The 17,262-nt window shown below is 72.7% G+C and carries 15 protein-coding genes, 1 tRNA gene and 2 pseudogenes; 6 read left to right on the top strand and 12 right to left on the bottom strand.

What is annotated here, in order from left to right:
- Positions 1 to 61: 61 nt before the first annotated feature.
- Positions 62 to 1,354, bottom strand: a complete 1,293-nt coding sequence (locus ACF09J_RS07005) for a peptidoglycan-binding protein (protein WP_392304338.1) — start codon at positions 1,352 to 1,354, stop codon at positions 62 to 64.
- A 187-nt stretch (positions 1,355 to 1,541) separates the two neighbouring features.
- On the opposite strand from ACF09J_RS07005, the gene ACF09J_RS07000 reads away from it, so the two are divergent.
- The 3 genes from ACF09J_RS07000 to ACF09J_RS06990 all read left to right on the top strand — a co-directional run bounded on the left by ACF09J_RS07000 (position 1,542) and on the right by ACF09J_RS06990 (position 6,016).
- Positions 1,542 to 1,618, top strand: a tRNA-Lys gene (locus ACF09J_RS07000).
- A gap of 451 nt (positions 1,619 to 2,069) precedes the next feature.
- Positions 2,070 to 4,085 (top strand): glycosyltransferase family 2 protein, encoded by a 2,016-nt coding sequence (locus tag ACF09J_RS06995; RefSeq protein WP_392304337.1) that lies wholly within the window; start codon positions 2,070 to 2,072, stop codon positions 4,083 to 4,085.
- Positions 4,082 to 6,016: a galactose oxidase-like domain-containing protein gene (locus ACF09J_RS06990; protein WP_392304336.1), complete on the top strand. Its 1,935-nt coding sequence runs from the start codon at positions 4,082 to 4,084 to the stop codon at positions 6,014 to 6,016. Before ACF09J_RS06995 ends, ACF09J_RS06990 begins: the two co-directional genes overlap by 4 nt.
- Before the next feature lie 63 nt (positions 6,017 to 6,079).
- Here ACF09J_RS06990 and ACF09J_RS06985 read toward each other — a convergent pair whose 3' ends face one another.
- The 8 genes and pseudogenes from ACF09J_RS06985 to ACF09J_RS06950 form a co-directional block, all read right to left on the bottom strand.
- On the bottom strand, positions 6,080 to 7,108 hold the full coding sequence (locus ACF09J_RS06985; protein WP_392304335.1) for a glycoside hydrolase family 6 protein: 1,029 nt from the start codon (positions 7,106 to 7,108) through the stop codon (positions 6,080 to 6,082).
- A gap of 83 nt (positions 7,109 to 7,191) precedes the next feature.
- Entirely contained in the window at positions 7,192 to 7,887 is a 696-nt protein-coding gene (locus ACF09J_RS06980; RefSeq protein ID WP_392304334.1) for a sortase domain-bontaining protein, read from the bottom strand.
- Between the two features lie 13 nt (positions 7,888 to 7,900).
- Positions 7,901 to 8,383 carry a hypothetical protein gene (locus ACF09J_RS06975; RefSeq protein WP_392304333.1) on the bottom strand — a complete coding sequence of 161 codons (483 nt, stop codon included), beginning with the start codon at positions 8,381 to 8,383 and terminating at the stop codon, positions 7,901 to 7,903.
- A gap of 130 nt (positions 8,384 to 8,513) precedes the next feature.
- Entirely contained in the window at positions 8,514 to 9,293 is a 780-nt protein-coding gene (locus ACF09J_RS06970; protein WP_392304670.1) for an HAD-IIA family hydrolase, read from the bottom strand.
- An 83-nt stretch (positions 9,294 to 9,376) separates the two neighbouring features.
- Positions 9,377 to 9,559: pseudogene (locus ACF09J_RS06965) on the bottom strand (2-aminoethylphosphonate ABC transporter substrate-binding protein); the annotation flags it as partial.
- A pseudogene (locus ACF09J_RS06960) lies at positions 9,558 to 10,151 on the bottom strand (NAD(P)/FAD-dependent oxidoreductase); the annotation flags it as partial. The pseudogenes ACF09J_RS06965 and ACF09J_RS06960, both read right to left, overlap by 2 nt.
- Before the next feature lie 40 nt (positions 10,152 to 10,191).
- Positions 10,192 to 10,932, bottom strand: coding sequence for a hypothetical protein (locus ACF09J_RS06955; protein WP_392304332.1), 741 nt, complete (start codon positions 10,930 to 10,932; stop codon positions 10,192 to 10,194).
- A gap of 215 nt (positions 10,933 to 11,147) precedes the next feature.
- Positions 11,148 to 12,311, bottom strand: a complete 1,164-nt coding sequence (locus ACF09J_RS06950; protein ID WP_392304331.1) for an ROK family protein — start codon at positions 12,309 to 12,311, stop codon at positions 11,148 to 11,150.
- A gap of 94 nt (positions 12,312 to 12,405) precedes the next feature.
- Between ACF09J_RS06950 and ACF09J_RS06945 the strand changes: the two genes are divergently transcribed.
- Entirely contained in the window at positions 12,406 to 13,476 is a 1,071-nt protein-coding gene (locus tag ACF09J_RS06945; protein WP_392304330.1) for a Gfo/Idh/MocA family oxidoreductase, read from the top strand.
- Positions 13,473 to 13,967, top strand: coding sequence for a heme-degrading domain-containing protein (locus ACF09J_RS06940; protein WP_392304329.1), 495 nt, complete (start codon positions 13,473 to 13,475; stop codon positions 13,965 to 13,967). The genes ACF09J_RS06945 and ACF09J_RS06940 overlap by 4 nt, the downstream gene beginning before the upstream one ends.
- A 29-nt stretch (positions 13,968 to 13,996) precedes the next feature.
- Here ACF09J_RS06940 and ACF09J_RS06935 read toward each other — a convergent pair whose 3' ends face one another.
- Positions 13,997 to 14,389 carry a type II toxin-antitoxin system VapC family toxin gene (locus ACF09J_RS06935; RefSeq protein WP_392304328.1) on the bottom strand — a complete coding sequence of 131 codons (393 nt, stop codon included), beginning with the start codon at positions 14,387 to 14,389 and terminating at the stop codon, positions 13,997 to 13,999.
- Between the two features lie 171 nt (positions 14,390 to 14,560).
- Between ACF09J_RS06935 and ACF09J_RS06930 the strand changes: the two genes are divergently transcribed.
- Positions 14,561 to 15,463: an LLM class F420-dependent oxidoreductase gene (locus tag ACF09J_RS06930; protein WP_392304327.1), complete on the top strand. Its 903-nt coding sequence runs from the start codon at positions 14,561 to 14,563 to the stop codon at positions 15,461 to 15,463.
- A 47-nt stretch (positions 15,464 to 15,510) separates the two neighbouring features.
- On the opposite strand, the gene ACF09J_RS06925 is transcribed toward ACF09J_RS06930, so the two are convergent.
- Entirely contained in the window at positions 15,511 to 16,377 is an 867-nt protein-coding gene (locus ACF09J_RS06925; RefSeq protein ID WP_392304326.1) for a fumarylacetoacetate hydrolase family protein, read from the bottom strand.
- Positions 16,378 to 16,546: 169 nt separating this feature from the next.
- On the bottom strand, positions 16,547 to 17,251 hold the full coding sequence (locus tag ACF09J_RS06920; RefSeq protein WP_392304325.1) for a YidC/Oxa1 family membrane protein insertase: 705 nt from the start codon (positions 17,249 to 17,251) through the stop codon (positions 16,547 to 16,549).
- Positions 17,252 to 17,262 lie beyond the last annotated feature (11 nt).

The raw sequence follows: 17,262 nt of genomic DNA, 5'->3' as shown, positions 1-17,262 counted from the left end.
CCTCCGCGCCAGATGGTTCAGACGTTCGTACGGTGGATCGGCGGCCCCGCCGGGGCCGCGGTCATGCGAAAAGCCGGCGCCAGGTCTCTGGCCCCGGCAGGCCGTCCGCCGCGCCGCCCCGCCGGCCCTGGGCGCGCTGGAAGGCCTCGACGGCCCGCCGGCCCGCGTCCGACCAGCGCGGACCCGGCCCGTTCCGGTAGAACCGGCCGTACCCCTTCTTCACGAGCCGGCGGCCCAGTTCGGTGACGTACCGGTTGTCGGCGCCGGGCCGGAACTTGCCCCGTCCCGGATAGCCGGGCACCCCGTGCGAGGCGGGGGCCGCGGCCTTGATGTCCTTGCCCTTCCCGGTCACCAGCAGTCGCCATGTCCCCGGCCCCGGCAGCCCGTCGGCGGCCGCCCCGGTCCAGCCCTGGGCCCGCTGGAAGGCCCGGGTGGCCCGCCGGTCCGCCTCCGACCAGCGCGAGCCGGGCCCCCGGGTGTAGTAGGAGGCGCCGCCGCGGGCGGCGAGCATCCGGCCGAGCCGGGCGACCTGCGGGTTGTCGGCGCCGGGCCCGAAGTACGCCGCTCCCGGGTACGGCGCGGGAGACGCCGCGGCGGGGCCGGCCACGCCCCGGGTCACGCCCTTGTAGCGGTAGGGGACGTACCGCTTGGAGTTGGTCCAGTAGGCGTACGGGGTGGTGATGCGGCGGGTGTGCGGCGGCACCTGCTCGTAGGCGATGTACGAGATGTGCCGCGGGTCCTTCCAGCCGCCGAAGAGCACCACGTGCGAGCCCTTCTGAGGGTTGGCGGGGTTGTGGAAGAGCAGGATGTCGCCGGGCTGGAGCTGCGCCTTGGTGATCCGCACCGCGTACCCGCCGAGGCTGCCCGTCCACTCGTTGCGCGGCAGGTTCCAGGCCATCGACACGAAGCCCGAGCAGTCCTGGCGGTACCCGTCGCGCCAGAAGCGGTTCATGTTGTACGGCACCCGGGCGTCCACCCACTTCCTGGCCCGGCCGACGATCAGCGACCGGGTGGTGGCGCCGGCCGCGGTCTGCTCCCCCGCCTTGGTCGGCCCGTCCGCCCCGAACAGCGCGCCCACACCGCCCTGCGGGGTCCCGGACCCGCCGCCCGGGGGCTGGTCGGCCCGCGGCCCAGGCGGCCGGGGAGCGGTGTGGCCGGCTGCCGCCGCCGGTACCGTCTGGCCCGCGCCGAGGGCGACGGCGGTGACGGCCGCCACGACCAGCGCGCGGTGCGCGGCGGCCGGACGGGCCGGGGTGCGGGCGGCCGGGGAACGGAAGAGGCCACGTCCGTGCACGCGCCCGGGGCGGTCGCAGTCGCTCGCGGGGTCGATGTCATCGAACACCGGAGACATCATGCGATCTCCCTCACACTTCATAGGTACATATCACGATCTGTGCACGTTGATCATTGCCACAACTGTCCACCGGGCGCGAACATTGACGGTCCGAATGATGTACAGGGGCGGCCCGGCCGGGCCCCGGCGCCTGACGCGGGTGGTCGGGAGGCCTGGGGAGGTCATGTAAAGTGAACGGTGTCAGCAGGCGCCGCTAGCTCAGTTGGTTAGAGCAGCTGACTCTTAATCAGCGGGTCCGGGGTTCGAGTCCCTGGCGGCGCACCATGACGAAGGCGGGCACGGTCCTACGGGACCGTGCCCGCCTTCGTTTTTTTGCTGCCGAATCCCTCTGCATGAGACTTTCCCACAATGCGCGCGTATGGCCGGTAAACTCCGAGTTTCGCGTCTTGCGATCATGATGAGCACCGTAGAACCCTGGATGTCGAACTGCCGCCTCTTTGGCGGCACTTGGGGGGTGCGGGGGATGTTGGGGGGTGTGGGGGGGGTTGTAGGAGCCGGTTGCCCGGCGGGGCGGTGAGCCATGGCTCCCGCGCGCCGAGGGCCTCCGTGGGGGGCGGCCGTGCATCCGGTGGGCCGTGACGCCGTGTCTCAGGGGTGGGACCGACGACTGGTGACGCGCGGCCGGCACGCACACGTCCGTGACGGGCCGAGGGGGGCTCGAACGGGCGAAGGAACCGACGAACACGCGCTCGCATGCGTGTGGGGGGGATGAGTCATGACGTCGACGCCGACGGGCGCCCGGCACGAATCCGATCCTTCTGAGACGACCCGGCTGAAAGTGCCGGGACACCGCACCGCCACCACGGGGGCCTTCCGCAGAATCAAGAAGTCCCTGCCGAGATACGACTACGAGCACTACAGCCGGCTCGCCGGCCCCCTCACCGAACCCGATCCCGACAAGCCGTACACGGTGCGGTACCGCTCGCTGATCTCGCAGGAGCCGCACCGTTTCCGGGTCGCGCTCATGCTCGCCGCCGCGCCGCTGCTGTCGCTGGTCCTGCTGGCCTGGCTGCTCCAGCCGGGGCACTGGACCGAACGCGACCACCCGGCCTACGACTTCCTGCCGGCGCTCGACATGGTGATGCTGGTCGCGATCGGCCTGATCGAGTTCTTCCGCTGCATGAACGTGCTGTCCAACGCGCACGCCACCCTGGTCGCCCGCGACCCGGTCCCGGTGGTGCCGCAGACCGGCACGCGGGTCGCGTTCCTGACCTCCTTCGTGCCCGGCAAGGAACCGCTGGAGATGGTGACCAGAACCCTGGAGGCCGCCGTACGGCTGCGCCACCGGGGCCTGTTGCACGTCTGGCTGCTCGACGAGGGCGACGACCCGGAGGTGAAGGAGGTCTGCGCGCGCCTGGGCGTGCACCACTTCAGCCGCAAGGGCGTCGAGCGCTGGAACCAGGCCAAGGGCCCGCACCGCGCCAAGACCAAGCACGGCAACTACAACGCCTGGCTCCAGGCGCACGGCGACGAGTACGACTTCTTCGCGTCCGTCGACACCGACCATGTGCCGCTGCCCAACTACCTGGAACGGATGCTGGGTTACTTCCGCGACCCGGACGTCGGCTTCGTCATCGGCCCGCAGGTCTACGGCAACTACGACACGTTCGTCACCAAGGCGGCCGAGTCGCAGCAGTTCCTGTTCCACGCGCTGATCCAGCGGGCCGGCAACCGCTACGGCGCGCCCATGTTCGTCGGCACCTCGAACGCCGTGCGGATCAAGGCGCTCAAGCAGATCGGCGGCCTGTACGACTCGATCACCGAGGACATGGCCACCGGCTTCGAGATGCACCGCGCCAAGAACCCGGCGACCGGCCGCAAGTGGAAGTCGGTGTACACCCCGGACGTGCTCGCGGTCGGCGAGGGCCCGAACGCCTGGACCGACTTCTTCACCCAGCAGCTCCGCTGGTCGCGTGGCACCTACGAGACGATCCTCAAGCAGTACTGGAAGGGCTTCGGCACGCTGCCGGCGGGCAGGCTCTTCAACTACACGATGATGATCATCTTCTACCCGATGTCCGCCCTCAACTGGATCCTGGCGGCGCTGAGCTGCGCGCTGTTCCTGGGCCTCGGCGCCTCGGGCGTGAACATCGACCCGACCGTGTGGCTGATGCTGTACGGCAACGCCTCCGCGCTCCAGATCGGCCTGTACGTCTGGAACCGCCGCCACAACGTCTCCCCGCACGAGCCGGAGGGCTCCGGCGGGGTGGCCGGCATGATGATGTCGGCGCTGTCGGCGCCGGTCTACGCCCGCTCGCTGATGGACGCCGTGCTGCGCCGCAAGAGCAAGTTCGTGGTGACCCCGAAGGGCGAGTCGGCGAGCCCCGACACGCTGTTCGGTACGTTCCGCATCCACTGGTTCTTCATCCTGGTCTTCGGCGGCTCGCTCGTCGCGGGCTTCGCCCTCGGGCACTCCCACCCGGCGATGATCACCTGGGCCATCTTCGCCATGCTCGTCACCGCCGCACCGATCCTCGTCTGGCGGTGGAGCCTGCGGCAGGAGAGGCGCCGGCAGGCGTCCGCGGCCGCCGCTCCTCAGCCGGCCGCCGCCCCGGCGCACCCGGCGCACGCCCCGGCCCAGGGGATGCCGGTCCCGGTGGAGGAGGCACCGCCGGGAGGGGCGCCGGGCGGCGCGGGTCAGCAGGGGCCGAGTTGGGCCGGGACGGACGGAACGACCGGCGAGCACACCATGGAGATCGCCCTCGGCGGGCTGGGGGGACGTAAGGAATGAGGAACCAGTCCGGCCTCCGGCGCGCCCGACGGCTCGGGATCGGCGCGGTGGTGGTAGCCGCTCTGGCCGGGATGAACGGGCCGTGGCTCTACCGCTTCGGCACGGAGCGCTATCACGAGTACAAGATCAACAAGCCCGAGTACAAGGCCGGGAACGGCCACTGGGAGATCGTCGAGTTCCCCGAGGAGTACCGGCAGAACACCATCCACGCCGTGCTGCTGCACACCGGCAAGGTGCTGATGGTCGCGGGCTCGGGCAACAACAAGAAGAACTTCGACGCCAGGCGGTTCGACACCCGTGTCTGGGACCCGGTCAAGGGCACGGTCAAGAAGGTGCCCACGCCCGAGGACCTGTTCTGCACGGGCCACACCCAGCTCGCCGACGGCAACATCCTGATCGCCGGCGGCACCAAGCGCTACGAGAAGCTCCAGGGCGACGTCACCAAGGCCGGCGGTCTGATGATCGTCCACAACGAGAACCCGGACAAGCCGATCACGCTGCCCGCGGGCACGACGTTCACCGGGAAGGCGAACGGCAGGACGTTCGTCTCCAAGGACCCGGTGCTGGTGCCGCGCGCCAAGAAGAACTTCGACAAGGCCGGCCGGTTCCTGGGGAACACCCCGGGCCTGGGCCGCATCTACGTCGAGGCGCAGAAGAGCGGCGCCCGGTACGAGACGGGCAGCCAGGACAACTACCGGATCCAGGGCCTGTCCGGCGAAGACGCCCGCAACACCTACGGCATCGCGGAGAAGCTCGCCCTGGACAAGAAGGACTTCCAGGGAATCCGGGACGCCTACGAGTTCGATCCGGTCGCCGAGAAGTACATCAAGGTCGACCCGATGAACGAGGCCCGCTGGTACCCGACGCTCGCCACCCTGAGCGACGGGAGGATCCTCAGCGTCTCCGGTCTGGACGACATCGGCCAGCTCGTCCCGGGCAAGAACGAGGTCTTCGACCCCGGGACCAGGAAGTGGACGTACACGCCGAAGGTCCGGCAGTTCCCGACCTACCCGGCGCTGTTCCTGCTTCAGAACGGCAAGCTGTTCTACTCCGGCTCCAACGCGGGGTACGGCCCGGCCGACGTGGGCCGCGACCCGGGCGTCTGGGACGTGGACAGCAACAAGTTCACCAAGGTGCCCGGCCTGAGTGACGCCGACATGATGGAGACCTCCGGCACGGTCCTGCTGCCGCCCGCGCAGGACGAGCGGTTCATGGTGATCGGCGGCGGCGGGGTCGGCGAGTCCGAACTGGCCAGCGACAAGACCCGCATCATCGACCTGAAGGCCAGGAACCCGCGCTTCACCGACGGTCCGACGCTGGAGAAGGGCACCCGCTACCCGCAGTCCTCGATCCTGCCCGACGACTCCGTCCTGGTCTCGGGCGGCTCCGGGGACTACCGGGGCCGGGGCGACTCCAACATCCTCCAGGCCCGGCTCTACGACCCGGGGACCAGCACCTTCAAGCGGGTCGCCGACCCGCTGGTGGGCCGCAACTACCACGCCGGCTCGATCCTGCTGCCGGACGGCCGGGTGATGTTCTTCGGCTCCGACTCGCTCTACGGCGACAAGGGCAACACCAAGCCCGGCACGTTCGAGCAGCGCGTCGAGATCTACACACCGCCGTATCTGTACCGGGACGCGCGGCCCTCCCTGTCGGGCGGTCCGAAGACGATCGCCCGGGGCGCCTCCGGCACGTTCACCTCACAGCACGCCGGCACGGTCAGGAAGGTCCGGCTGATCCGCCCGAGTGCCTCCACGCACGTCACGGACGTCGACCAGCGCTCGATCGCGCTGGACTTCACCACGTCCGGCGACAGGATCACGGTGACGGTGCCGAAGGGCCGGAACCTGGTGCAGTCGGGCTGGTACATGCTGTTCGTCGACGACGACCAGGGGACGCCCAGTCGGGCGCAGTGGGTGAAGGTTCCGTAGCCCCACGTGCACCGTGGGTGCCCTCCGTCCTGGAGGGCACCCCCGGTGCACGTTCCGGCGCCTCTACTTGCCGGCTTTCGCCAGCTTCAGCGCGTAGTCGGCCCACCAGTCCCCCGCCTTCGGGCCGCCCTTGCAGGTGCCGTCGGACTCGCCGGGCCGCTTGACCCACAGATAGGCGTCGGCGAGCGGGTCGGCCGTGCTGGTCGTGGGTGTCTCGCCGAGGGCGCGGCCCGGCGGGTTGCACCAGCGCTCGCCCGGATCCCCGCCCTCGTAGGGGCCGTTGCCGTTGCGACTGGTGTCGACGACGAAGTGCTTGCCGCCGAGCTTGTCGGACAACTGCCTGCCGTAGGCGAGGGAGTCCTCGGTGGAATAGAAGTTGGAGACGTTGACCGCGAAGCCGTCGGCCCGGTCCACGCCCGCGCGGCGCAGCGGCTCGAAGATCTGGTCGGGCCGGCCCCAGCCCGCGTTGCCCGCGTCCACGTACACCTTGGTGTTCTTCAGGGACTCGAGCCGTTCCACCGCGCCCTTGAGCAGGTCGTAACGCTCGTCCTGGTACTCCTCCGGGGTGCAGCCGTCCACCAGGTGCAGCAGGGCGTCCGGTTCCAGGACCACCGTGGCCGAACGGTCGCCGATGCCCCGGGCCACGCCGTCCACCCAGGCGCGGTAGGCGGCCCCGTCGGCGGCGCCGCCCTGCGAGTACTGGCCGCAGTCGCGGTGCGGGATGTTGTAGAGGACGAGCAGCGCGGTGCGGCCCGCCTTGTCGGCGGCCTCGGTGAAGCCGCGGGCCTCACGCTCGGGGTTCTCCGGGCCGATCCACTCGCCGGTCGGCTGCCCGGCGATCTTCCGGATCTGCTCGGCCTCGGCCGTCTTCCCCGACTTGAGGTAGGCGGTGACCTGACGGGCCGCCCTGCTGTCCGGGTTGACCCAGAACGGGTCCGCCTCCCTGGGCTGTTGGGTGATCCCCGCGCCGTCGTCCTTGTCCTCGCCCCCGGAGGTGCACCCGGCGGCCAGCAGTGCCGCCCCCAGCACCGCCACGGACGCCCGGACCCCCCTCGCACGGGCACGCGAGAGGGCCCCCCTCATGCCGTACATGCCATCCCCCTTGGTGCGTTCGGCCGGGTCCCATGCTGTCACAGCTCACCGGTCGTCCGAGGGTCGTCGAGAGGCCCCGGGGCTCATCGGCCGGTGCTCGTGAGGTACGCCGACACGACCACGTTCGCGGTGCAGCCGCCGCTCTCCTTGCCGGTGCCGTGGGTGCTGCCGGTGCCGCCGCCGCAGCCGATCAGCCGCAGCTCGGCGCGGCCCGGCTGCCGTGCTCCGGACGCCTGCCGGACGTCGAGGGGGCCGCGGGGCAGGACGGTGACGTCGTCGACGGTGAAGTCGGCGACGCTGCCGTCGTCGCGGACCACCCGGACCGCCTCGCCGGGCCGCAGGGAGCCGATCCGGTCGAACGCCCCGGGCCTGCCTCCGGCGCCGAGGTCGCCCACCAGCAGCGCGGTCCCGGACGCCCCGGGTCTCACCCCGGCGCCGTACCAGGCGACCGTGCCGGACTGCTCGGGCGGCGGCGGTTCGACGGCGCCGCGCGCGTCCAGGCCGCGGGTCACCACGGGCGCCCGTAGCCCCAGGCCGGGGATGTCCAGGCGCCGCGGCGGGGCGTCGGTCAGCGGGGCGGCCGCCGCGGACGGCCGGTCTGCGGCGGGCCGGCCGGCCGCGGCCATGTCCCCGGTGGCCGACGGGGCCAGGGACTCGCGTACGTCGGTCAGATCGCGTCCCCACAGCCACAGGCCGAGCAGCAGCACCACCCAGGCCAGGCCGGCCAGGAGGCGCCCGGTGCAGCGGGAGCGGGAGGGGGTGCCGTCGTGGTCGGACATGCCGATCCCGCCCTCAGTGCGATCCGCGGTCGCGACGGCCGCGCGCCCGGGGAAGGAGGACGGCCGCCCCGGCGGCACCCGCGAGCACCAGCCCGGTCACCGCGTGCGCCGTGCCGGGCGCGGGCGGAGCGGCCGGTGCGGAGGTGGCGGTGGCGGCGGCGGTGGCCCCGGTGGTGCGGGGGGCCGGAGTCCGGGAGGCCGGGGTCCGGGTGGCCGGGGTCCGGGTGGCCGGGGTCCGGGTGGCCGGGGTCCGGGTGGCCGGGGTCCGGGTGGCCGGGGTCCGGGTGGCCGGAATGAAGAGTGCGGGTGGCGTGCGTGGCGGGCTCGGGGGAGCGGCGGCCGCTGGCGGCTTCGACGGCGCTACGGCGGCGAGGGCGCCGGGGGCCGCCGGGGTACCGGGCGGGAGCGGGCCGCCCGTGCCCGTCCCGTCCGCCGCGTCGGCCGCGGCGACGAGTGCCGCGGCCGCCAGAAGTCCCGTGCAGAGTGTGAGGCGCAATGGGCCCATCGTGAAACCTCCGCCATCAGGAGACTCCCGACGGGCCCGCGTCGCATCCGCTGGGGATCCGCGCTGCTCCGAACGGGTGAGGAGAGGTTTGTGGACGGGAAGCGGTCCACGGACGAGGGGTTCAGATCCGCTCGACGAGGTCCGCGATCGAGTCGACGACGTGGGACGGCCGGAACGGGTAGCGGTCGATCTCGTGCGCCTGCGTGACACCGCTGAGCACCAGGAACGTCCGCATCCCGGCCTCAAGGCCCGCGAGCACATCGGTGTCCATGCGGTCACCGATCATGGCGGAGGTCTCCGAGTGGGCCCCGATCGCGTTCAGCCCGGCGCGCATCATCAGCGGGTTGGGCTTGCCGATGAAGTACGGCTTCCTGCCGGTCGCCGCGGTGATCAGGGCGGCGACCGAGCCGGTGGCGGGCAGGGCGCCCTCGGCGGACGGGCCCACGTTGTCCGGGTTGGTGGCGATGAACCGGGCACCGTCGTTGATCAGCCGCACGGCCTTCGTCATGGCCTCGAACGAGTACGTCCGGGTCTCCCCCAGGATCACGAAGTCCGGATCGTGGTCGGTCAGGATGTAGCCGATGTCGTGCAGCGCGGTGGTCAGGCCGGCCTCGCCGATGACGTAGGCACTGCCGCCGGGCCGCTGGTCGTCGAGGAACTGCGCGGTGGCCAGGGCGGACGTCCAGATGTTCTCCATCGGCACGTCCAGGCCCATGCGCTGCAGTCGGGCGTGCAGGTCGCGCTGGGTGTAGATGGAGTTGTTGGTCAGCACCAGGAACGGCCGGCCGGACTCACGCAGTTTCTTCAGGAAGGCGTCGGCACCGGGGATCGGAACACCCTCGTGGATCAGGACACCGTCCATGTCGGTGAGCCACGACTCGATGGGCTTGCGGTCTGCCATGTGCTTCGGCCTCCTGCCGTACGCGCGCTTGCGTGAGTCCAGCCTAGCCAGTGGCCGGATCTTGCCCGTGGCCGGTGGCCGGTTCAGCTTCCGGTGGCCTGCTTCCACGCCTCGACGTGGTCCGTGAGGTTCTTGTCGATGCCGTTCGCGAACATGGTCGGCCTGCCGCCCTGCCGGGCAGGGAACCGGATGCCGAGATCGGGCATCGTCCTGGCCTGGGCGAAGTTCATCTGGACGTCGCCGTTGGCGACGAGCAGCCCGCCCTTCGAGAGGGCGTACGGCGGCCTCGTCGCCCCGGTCCCCGGCGCCCTCGCCGAGCGGGTCGGTCTGCATCATCTGGAGCCGTACGCGGCGGACCGGCAGGGCGGGGCCGGCGAGTTCCCGTACGAGTCCGCCGAGCCAGGCTCCCGTGCACAGCACCACCACGTCGGCGGTGTGGACGTCGCCGTGGTCGTCGCGGACGGCGCCCTCGCCGACGACGTCGCGGACCTCGCGGCCGGGCAGGAAGGTGTAGTTCGGGTGCCTGAGCAGTTCGGCGCGCAGGGCGAGTTGCGCGGTGCGCGGCTCGACGGCCGCGTCGCGCTCGCAGTACAGGGCCGCGTCGAACGCGCCGCGCAGGGCGGGGTTGAGGGCGCGGGCCTCGTCCGGGGTCAGCAGCTCGCGGCCGCGGACGGCGGATTCCGGGCGGGCCACGGCGGCCTCGGCGACGGCGCGTTCGAGGTCGCCGCGCACGGGGGTCAGGGAGCCGTTGGCGCGGAAGCCCAGCGCGGGGACGCGGTCGCCGATCTCCTCCCACAGCTCCCGGGCGCGCAGGGCGGTGTCGAGCTCCTCGCCGACCGCGCGGCCGCTGACCCATATCTGTCCGAAGTTGCGCAGCGAGACGCCGGGCCCCTGCGTCTCAGGGCCGCCGGCGTCCGCGGGTCAGCGTCAGGGTGGCGCCGGCCGCGAGCAGCGTGGCGGCGACCGTGAGCGCTCCTGGCGGGATGTCCTGGCCCGTGCGGGCGAGTTCCCCGGCGCCGGGGACGCGGTCGCCGGGGGCGTGGGGGCCGCCGTGCGGCCTCCGGTGGTGCGGTCCGGTGCCGGTGTCCTCGGGATCAGCTTCGATGCGGAACGCGTAGTCGTCGGACTGGCCGACCCAGTCCCCGTCGTCGTCGTGCCGCTGCACCACGGCGGCCGTCGCGGTGACCTCGTCGGCGACGGCGTCGGACGTGATGGCCAGCCGGACGGTCACGGTGACGGTCTCGCCCGGGCCGACCGTGAAGCCGGGCAGCCCGGCGTCGAAGGGACCGACGAGTTCCTGCTGGTCGGTGGTCTCCAAGGACACCGGATGCGCTTCGGAGCCGTCGTAGAACTCCATGTGGGCCTGGTCGGCCCCGAGGGCGCCCTTGGTGTCGACGAGCACCACGACCGGGTGGATGGCGGCGCAGGTGCGGGAGGCGGTGTTGGTCAGGTCGATGAGGAAGACGCCGTATCCGCCGCCCGCCCGGTAGGTGTCGGGGCCCCCATGGATCCGGCTGGTGATCGGAAACCGGCGGTCGTCCGGCCCGGCGCAGGTGGGCCCCGGCACGGCGTGGGCCGGTAGGGCCGGGAGGGCGACGGCTGCGGCGAGGCAGAGGAACAGGGACGTGCACGGGCGCATGAACACATGACCGTGCCGGACGGGCCGACGCCGGCAGGTCAGCCACCCCGGCACGGCCTCGAACGGTCCCACAAGTCCGCCCGATCGGCCCCGGAGACGGGCGGGCCGTGCGGGCGCGGGGCCGTGCGGGCGCGGGGCCGAGTGAGGGGCGGGCGGGGGCAGCGGCGGGCGGGGGCGGCGGCGGGCGGGCGTGAATACGTCGGGCGCCCCGACCCTCAGCCGTCCCCCCGGCCGAACATCGGCGCGAGGAGCAGTTGGGCCGCGCCCTCCGCGACCCCCCGCTCCCCTCCCGGCGCGATCCGGACCGGTACCGCGTCGCCCGGCGAGCCCTCCCGCCGGGCCCGCGCCGCGAGCACCTCGGCCACGCCCGCCGCGAACACCTCCGGCGCCGCCGCCACCGTACGGCCGCCGAGCAGCACCGACTCGATGTCCAGCAGGCCGACGAGGTTCGCGGCGCCGGCCCCCAGCACGCGAGCCGCCTCCGCGGTCTCCCCCCGTTCCACCGCCGCCAGGCACAGCGCCTCGACGCACCCCCGGTCCCCGCACCCGCACAACGGCCCGTCCAACTGGATCACCTGGTGCCCGAACTCGCCCGCCCCCGTCCGCGCCCCCCGGTGCACGCTCCCCCCGATCACCAGCCCGGCCCCGAGCCCGGTACCCAGGTGGAGATACGCGAACGAACGGCCCTCCCCAGCGACCGCGAGTCCCAGCGCCGCCGCGTTCGTGTCCTTGTCGACCACGACCGGCATCCCGAGCCGCCGCGCGAGCGCGTCCCGCAACGGGAACCCGTCCCACTGCGGAAACCCGGTCACCCGATGCAACACGCCCCGCCGATGATCAAGCGGGCCGGGCAACGCCACACCGACCCCGACGAGCGACACGGCCTCCGCCGTCCCGCCCCCCAACGCCTCCCCCACCAGCCCCTCCACCTCGCGGGCCACCGTGGACACGACGGACTCCGCGCCCGCGCCGAGGTCCAGTGGGCAGCGGCGTTCGCCGGTCACCGTGCCGTTCAGGTCGACGACGACCACGCGGAGTTCGTCGCGGTCGACGTGGGCCCCCACCGCGTGCCCCGCCTCCGGCACCAGCCGCAGCACCGTGCGCGGTTTGCCGCCCGTGGACGCCCGCCGGCCCGCCTCCGCCGCGAGGCCCTGCTGCCGCAGCCGTGCCGTGATCTTGCTGACCGCCTGCGGGGTCAGCCCGGTCCGCTCTGCGAGTTCCAGCCGGCTGATCCCCTCCGCGCCCGCCCCGCGCAGCAGATCGAGCACCAGCGCGGCGTTGTGGCTGCGCAGGGCGAGCAGGTTCGCCCCCGCCGCTGCCCTGCCCGTCACTCCCGAGACCGTCACCGCGTCCGCTCCGCCCTTCCCACTGCTCACCAAGCACTGCTCACAAAGCGCTGCTCACCCGGTACTGCTCACCCACCCATTCTGCCCGGCGCTTGCACTTCGGCAACAGCGTTGCGAAAGTAGGACCATGACTGCCACCCCCCTCCGCGTCGGCCTCGTCGGCTACGGCCTCGCCGGCTCGGTCTTCCACGCCCCGCTGATCGCCGCGACAGAGGGCCTGGCCCTGGACACGGTCGTCACCTCGAACCCGCAGCGGCAGGAACAGGCCCGCGCGGAGTTCCCGGACGTCCGCCTCGCCGCCGGCCCCGACGAGCTGTTCGCCCGCGCCGGCGAGCTGGACCTGGTCGTCCTCGCCTCCCCGAACAAGACGCACGTCCCGCTCGCCGCGGCCGCCCTGAACGCGGGCCTGCCGGTGGTCGTGGACAAGCCGATCGCGGGGACCGCGGCCGAGGCTCGTGACCTCGCCGCCCTGGCCGACGAGCGCGGACTGCTCCTGTCCGTCTTCCAGAACCGCCGCTGGGACAACGACTTCCTCACCCTGCGCCGGCTGGTCGCCGAGGGCGAGCTGGGCGACGTATGGCGGTTCGAGTCCCGTTTCGAGCGGTGGCGTCCGCAGCCGAAGGGCGGCTGGCGCGAGTCCGGCGACCCCGCGGAGATCGGAGGTCTGCTGTACGACCTCGGCAGCCACGTGGTCGACCAGGCCCTGGTGCTGTTCGGCCCCGTCACCCAGGTGTACGCCGAGTCGGTGGTGCGCCGCGCGGGCGCCGAGGCGGACGACGACACGTTCATCGCGCTCACCCACGCGGGCGGTGTCCGCTCCCACCTCCACGTCTCCGCGACGGCCGCCCAACTCGGCCCCCGCTTCCGGGTGCTGGGCTCTCGGGCGGGCTACGTGAAGTACGGCCTGGACCCGCAGGAGGCCGCGTTGCGGGAAGGCACGCGCCCGGGTACCGACGGCTGGGGCGTCGAGGACGAGGCCCTGTGGGGCCGCGTCGGCTCCGGCGAGTCCCCGCTGACCGGCGGCGGCCGCCCCGTACCGACCCTGCCCGGCGACTACCCGGCGTACTACGCGGCCGTGACCGCCGCCCTGCGCGACGGCGCCCCGAACCCGGTGACGGCCCAGGAGGCCGCCGCCGCCCTGGACGTCCTGGAGGCGGCCCGCCGCTCGGCCCGCGACGGCGTGGCGGTGCCGCTGTGACGAACGACGCGCACTCGACCCCCACGGACACGCCGGGCATCGAGGAACTGGAGGCGCAGGAACGCCGTCTGGTTCTCCCCCGCTTCACGTACGACGACGCCTGGACGCTGGGCTCGCTCCTCGTGGAACTGGCGCGGGAGCGGCAGGCCCCGGTCGCCGTCGACATCCACCGCGCGGGCCAGCAGCTCTTCCACGCGGCCCTGCCCGGCTCGACCCCCGACAACGACGCCTGGATCGCCCGCAAACGCCGCGTGGTGGAGCGCTACGGCAGCGCCTCCTACCTGGTCGGCGCCCGCTTCCGGGCCAAGGGCACGAGCTTCGAGGCCTCCTCCCGCCTCGACCCGGACGTGTACGCGGCCCACGGCGGCTCGTTCCCCCTGCACGTCGAGTGCGCGGGCGTGATCGGAGCGGTGACGGTCTCCGGCCTGCCGCAGTTGGAGGACCACCGGCTGGTGGTGGAGGCGCTGGAACGGTTCCTGGCGAGGGTATGAGGTGAGCTCAGGCCTGTTCGGGACCTGCCTCAGACCTTGACCGCCTCAACAGCCGGTCCACAAAGGAACGTGAGGTTCTCGGGGTCGGACGTGAGAACCGTGACCGGCCGGGGTGCCGTGCGGGCGATCGCGGCAAGGACGGCGTCGATCGCGTACTTGTGTCCGTGCAGGTGGTGAGAGCGCAGAAGTTCGGCGGCCTGGTCGGCGATCTTCTTGGTGACGTCGTGGACGTCGATGCGGGAGAGGACCCATCTGGTCCGTGCCGGATGGATCCGCTCGTAGTCGGCTTCGAGGGTGGTCATGGCCGTGGTGGCCACACGCACGCCCTCTTCCACTGCGGCCTGGACGAGCGCCATGACGGTGCGGTCCTTGAGACAGAGCTTGGAGAGACCCTCGCTGCCGAGGAGAAGCGTGCCGGGCATCAGGGGGCAGCCCCACCGGCCTGCCGGCGATCATGGCCGCAGGAGCGGTCCCGGAGCACCGTTAGTGCTCTCGGGGGAAGCCGGATGCCGTCGCGGGACGCCCTCCCGCGGGTACCCGCCGGACACGTGACGATCGAGGGACTGCAACCCCGTCCGGAGGGATCGGAAGCGATGAGCGACACCACAGGCCCCGCGCGCCCCTTGCCGGAGGCCATCGGCCGGTACGGCATCTGGAGCATCGGGCTCCGCTCGGAGAACGCGGCCCGTCGCGGCGAACTCGCCGAGGCAGCGGCCGAGTTGGAGGAACTCGGCTACGGAGCAGTCTGGCTGGGCGGCAACAGCACCGCCCGCAACGCCGCCCCGCTGATCGAGGCGACCGGGCGGATCGTCGTCGCCACCAGCATCCAGAGCGTCTGGCAGCAGGACGCGACCGACAGCGCGGCGGAGTTCACCGCGCTGGAGGCGACCCACCCGGGCCGCTTCGTGCTCGGGCTCGGAGTGAGCCACGGCCCGCGCGTGCAGCAGTACCGGAAGCCGTACTCGACGATGGTCGAGTACCTGGACCGGCTCGACGAGCTCGACCGGTCCGGCGAGGGCGGTGTGCCCGCCGGGCGCCGCGCCCTGGCCGCCCTCGGCCCCCGGATGCTGCGGCTCGCCCGGGACCGGGCGGCCGGCGCGATCCCCTACCTGACCACGCCGGACCACACCGCGCAGGCCCGCGAGATCCTGGGCGGTACGGCGCTGCTGGCACCGGAGTTCAAGGTCGTCCTGGAGACCGACCCGGCCCGCGCCCGCGCGGTGGCCCGCGAGTACCTCGGCCCCTACCTGGAACTGCCGAACTACACCGACAACTTCCTGCGCCTAGGCTTCACCGACTCCGACGTCACCGGCGGCGGCAGCGACCGCCTGATCGACGCGGTGTTCGCCTGGGGCGAGGATTCCCGGATCCGCGAACGGATCGAGGCGTTCCGCGCGGCCGGCGCCGACCACGTGGCACTCCAGGTGGTCACCGACGGCCCGCGCGACGCCCTGCCCCGGGAGGAGTGGCGCCGGCTGGCCTCCCTGCTGGCGTGAGCGGGCCGGGGACGAGGAACGCGTCCCCGGCCCCGACCCGCGGAGCGCTACGCGTCCTTGAGTTGCTGCCGCTGCCGGCCCAGCCCCTCGATCTCCAGCTCGACCACGTCCCCGGCCCGCAGGTACGGCTTCGGCTCGGGCTGCCCGAGGGCCACCCCCGCCGGCGTCCCGGTGTTGATGACGTCACCGGGGTACAGGGTCATGAACTGGCTGACGTAGCGCACGACTTCGGCGACGGGGAAGATCTGGTCGGCGGTCGACCCGTCCTGCCTCAGCTCGCCGTTGACCCACAGGCGCAGTGGCAGCGCCTGCGGGTCGGGGACCTCGTCGGCGGTGACGAGCCAGGGCCCGAGCGGGTTGAACGTCTCGCAGTTCTTCCCCTTGTCCCAGGTCCCGCCGCGCTCGTTCTGGAACTCCCGCTCGGAGACGTCGTGCGCCACCGCGTACCCGGCGACGTGCGCGAGCGCCTCCTCGTGCGACTCGAGGTAGCGGGCCGTGCGGCCGATGACGACCGCAAGCTCCACCTCCCAGTCGGTCTTGGCGGCGCCGCGCGGCACGAGCACGGTGTCGTTCGGCCCGACCACGGTGTCCGGCGCCTTGAGGAAGATCACCGGCTCGGTGGGCGGCTCGGCGCCGGTCTCACGGGCGTGGTCGTGGTAGTTCAGCCCGATGCACACGACCTTGCCGATCCGCGCGACCGGCGGCCCGATCCGCGACGCATCCGGCCCGGTCCCGTCCAGCGCGGGCAGTTCCCCCGCAGCGGCGGCCTCGCGGATACGGGCGAGTGCCGCGTCGTCGGCCAGCAGCGCGCCGTCGATGTCCGGGACGATGCCCGACAGGTCCCGCAGGACCCCGGTCGCGTCCAGCAGCACGGGCCGCTCCGCACCCGCCGTACCGACTCGCAGCAGCTTCATGTGTCCAACTCCCTCGATCGCGGGCGCCCGGCCGATGAGGGCGACCTGGGTGCGGCGGACGCGACCATCGGAGGACTGGTCGATCGTCCAAGGTCAACCCGCACTCCGCAAGACCGCGTTCACGTACTGGACCGTAGCCCCGCCCGGGACGACGGCCGGGCCCGCGCGCTCACCGGTACAGCAGGAACCGCTCGGCCGCGCTCCACGCGGTACTGGTCACCACGTACAGCGCGGCGGCCAGCGGCACCACCGCCACGGTGACCAACGTGAAGAAGGACATGTACGGCACGGCCTTGCCGACCGCGCCCGCGGCCCCGCGGCTCACGCCCGCCATACCCGCCACATCCGTCGTGTCCAGGGACTTCCTCGCCCGGACGAAGTTGACCGCGGCGACCACGGCCACCACCGCGAACAGCCCCAGATACACGGCCCCGGCCGCCCCGAACGCCCCGCCCCCGGCCAGCGCGTCGGCCCACCGCCCGTCCAGCGGCGCGGCCAGCAGCCGGTGGCCGAGCAGCCCGGAGCCGTCCGCGTCCGGCCTCGAGAACAGGTGGTACAGCAGGAAGAAGGCGGGCATCTGCAGCAGGCTGGGCAGGCAGCCCGACAGCGGCGACACCTTCTCCTCGGCGTGCAGCTCCAGCACGGCCTTCTGCAGCTTCTCGGGGTTCTTGCGGTACTTCTCGCGCAGCTCGCCGATCCTCGGCTGCAACGCGGCCCGCGCCTTCTGCCCGCGTGCGGCGGCCCGGGAGAGGGGGTGGAGGAGGAGTCGTACGAGAGCGGTGAACAGGACGATCGCGGCGGCGGCCGCAGAGGCGTGGAACAGCGGCTGGAGCAGGTCGGCGAGCCGCTCGACCAGGCCGGCGAAAACGGACATGAGTGAGCCCT

This window comes from Streptomyces sp. NPDC014889 (assembly GCF_043081205.1).
Lineage (GTDB): Bacteria > Actinomycetota > Actinomycetes > Streptomycetales > Streptomycetaceae > Streptomyces.
This window is presented reverse-complemented; position numbering and strand designations above follow the sequence as displayed.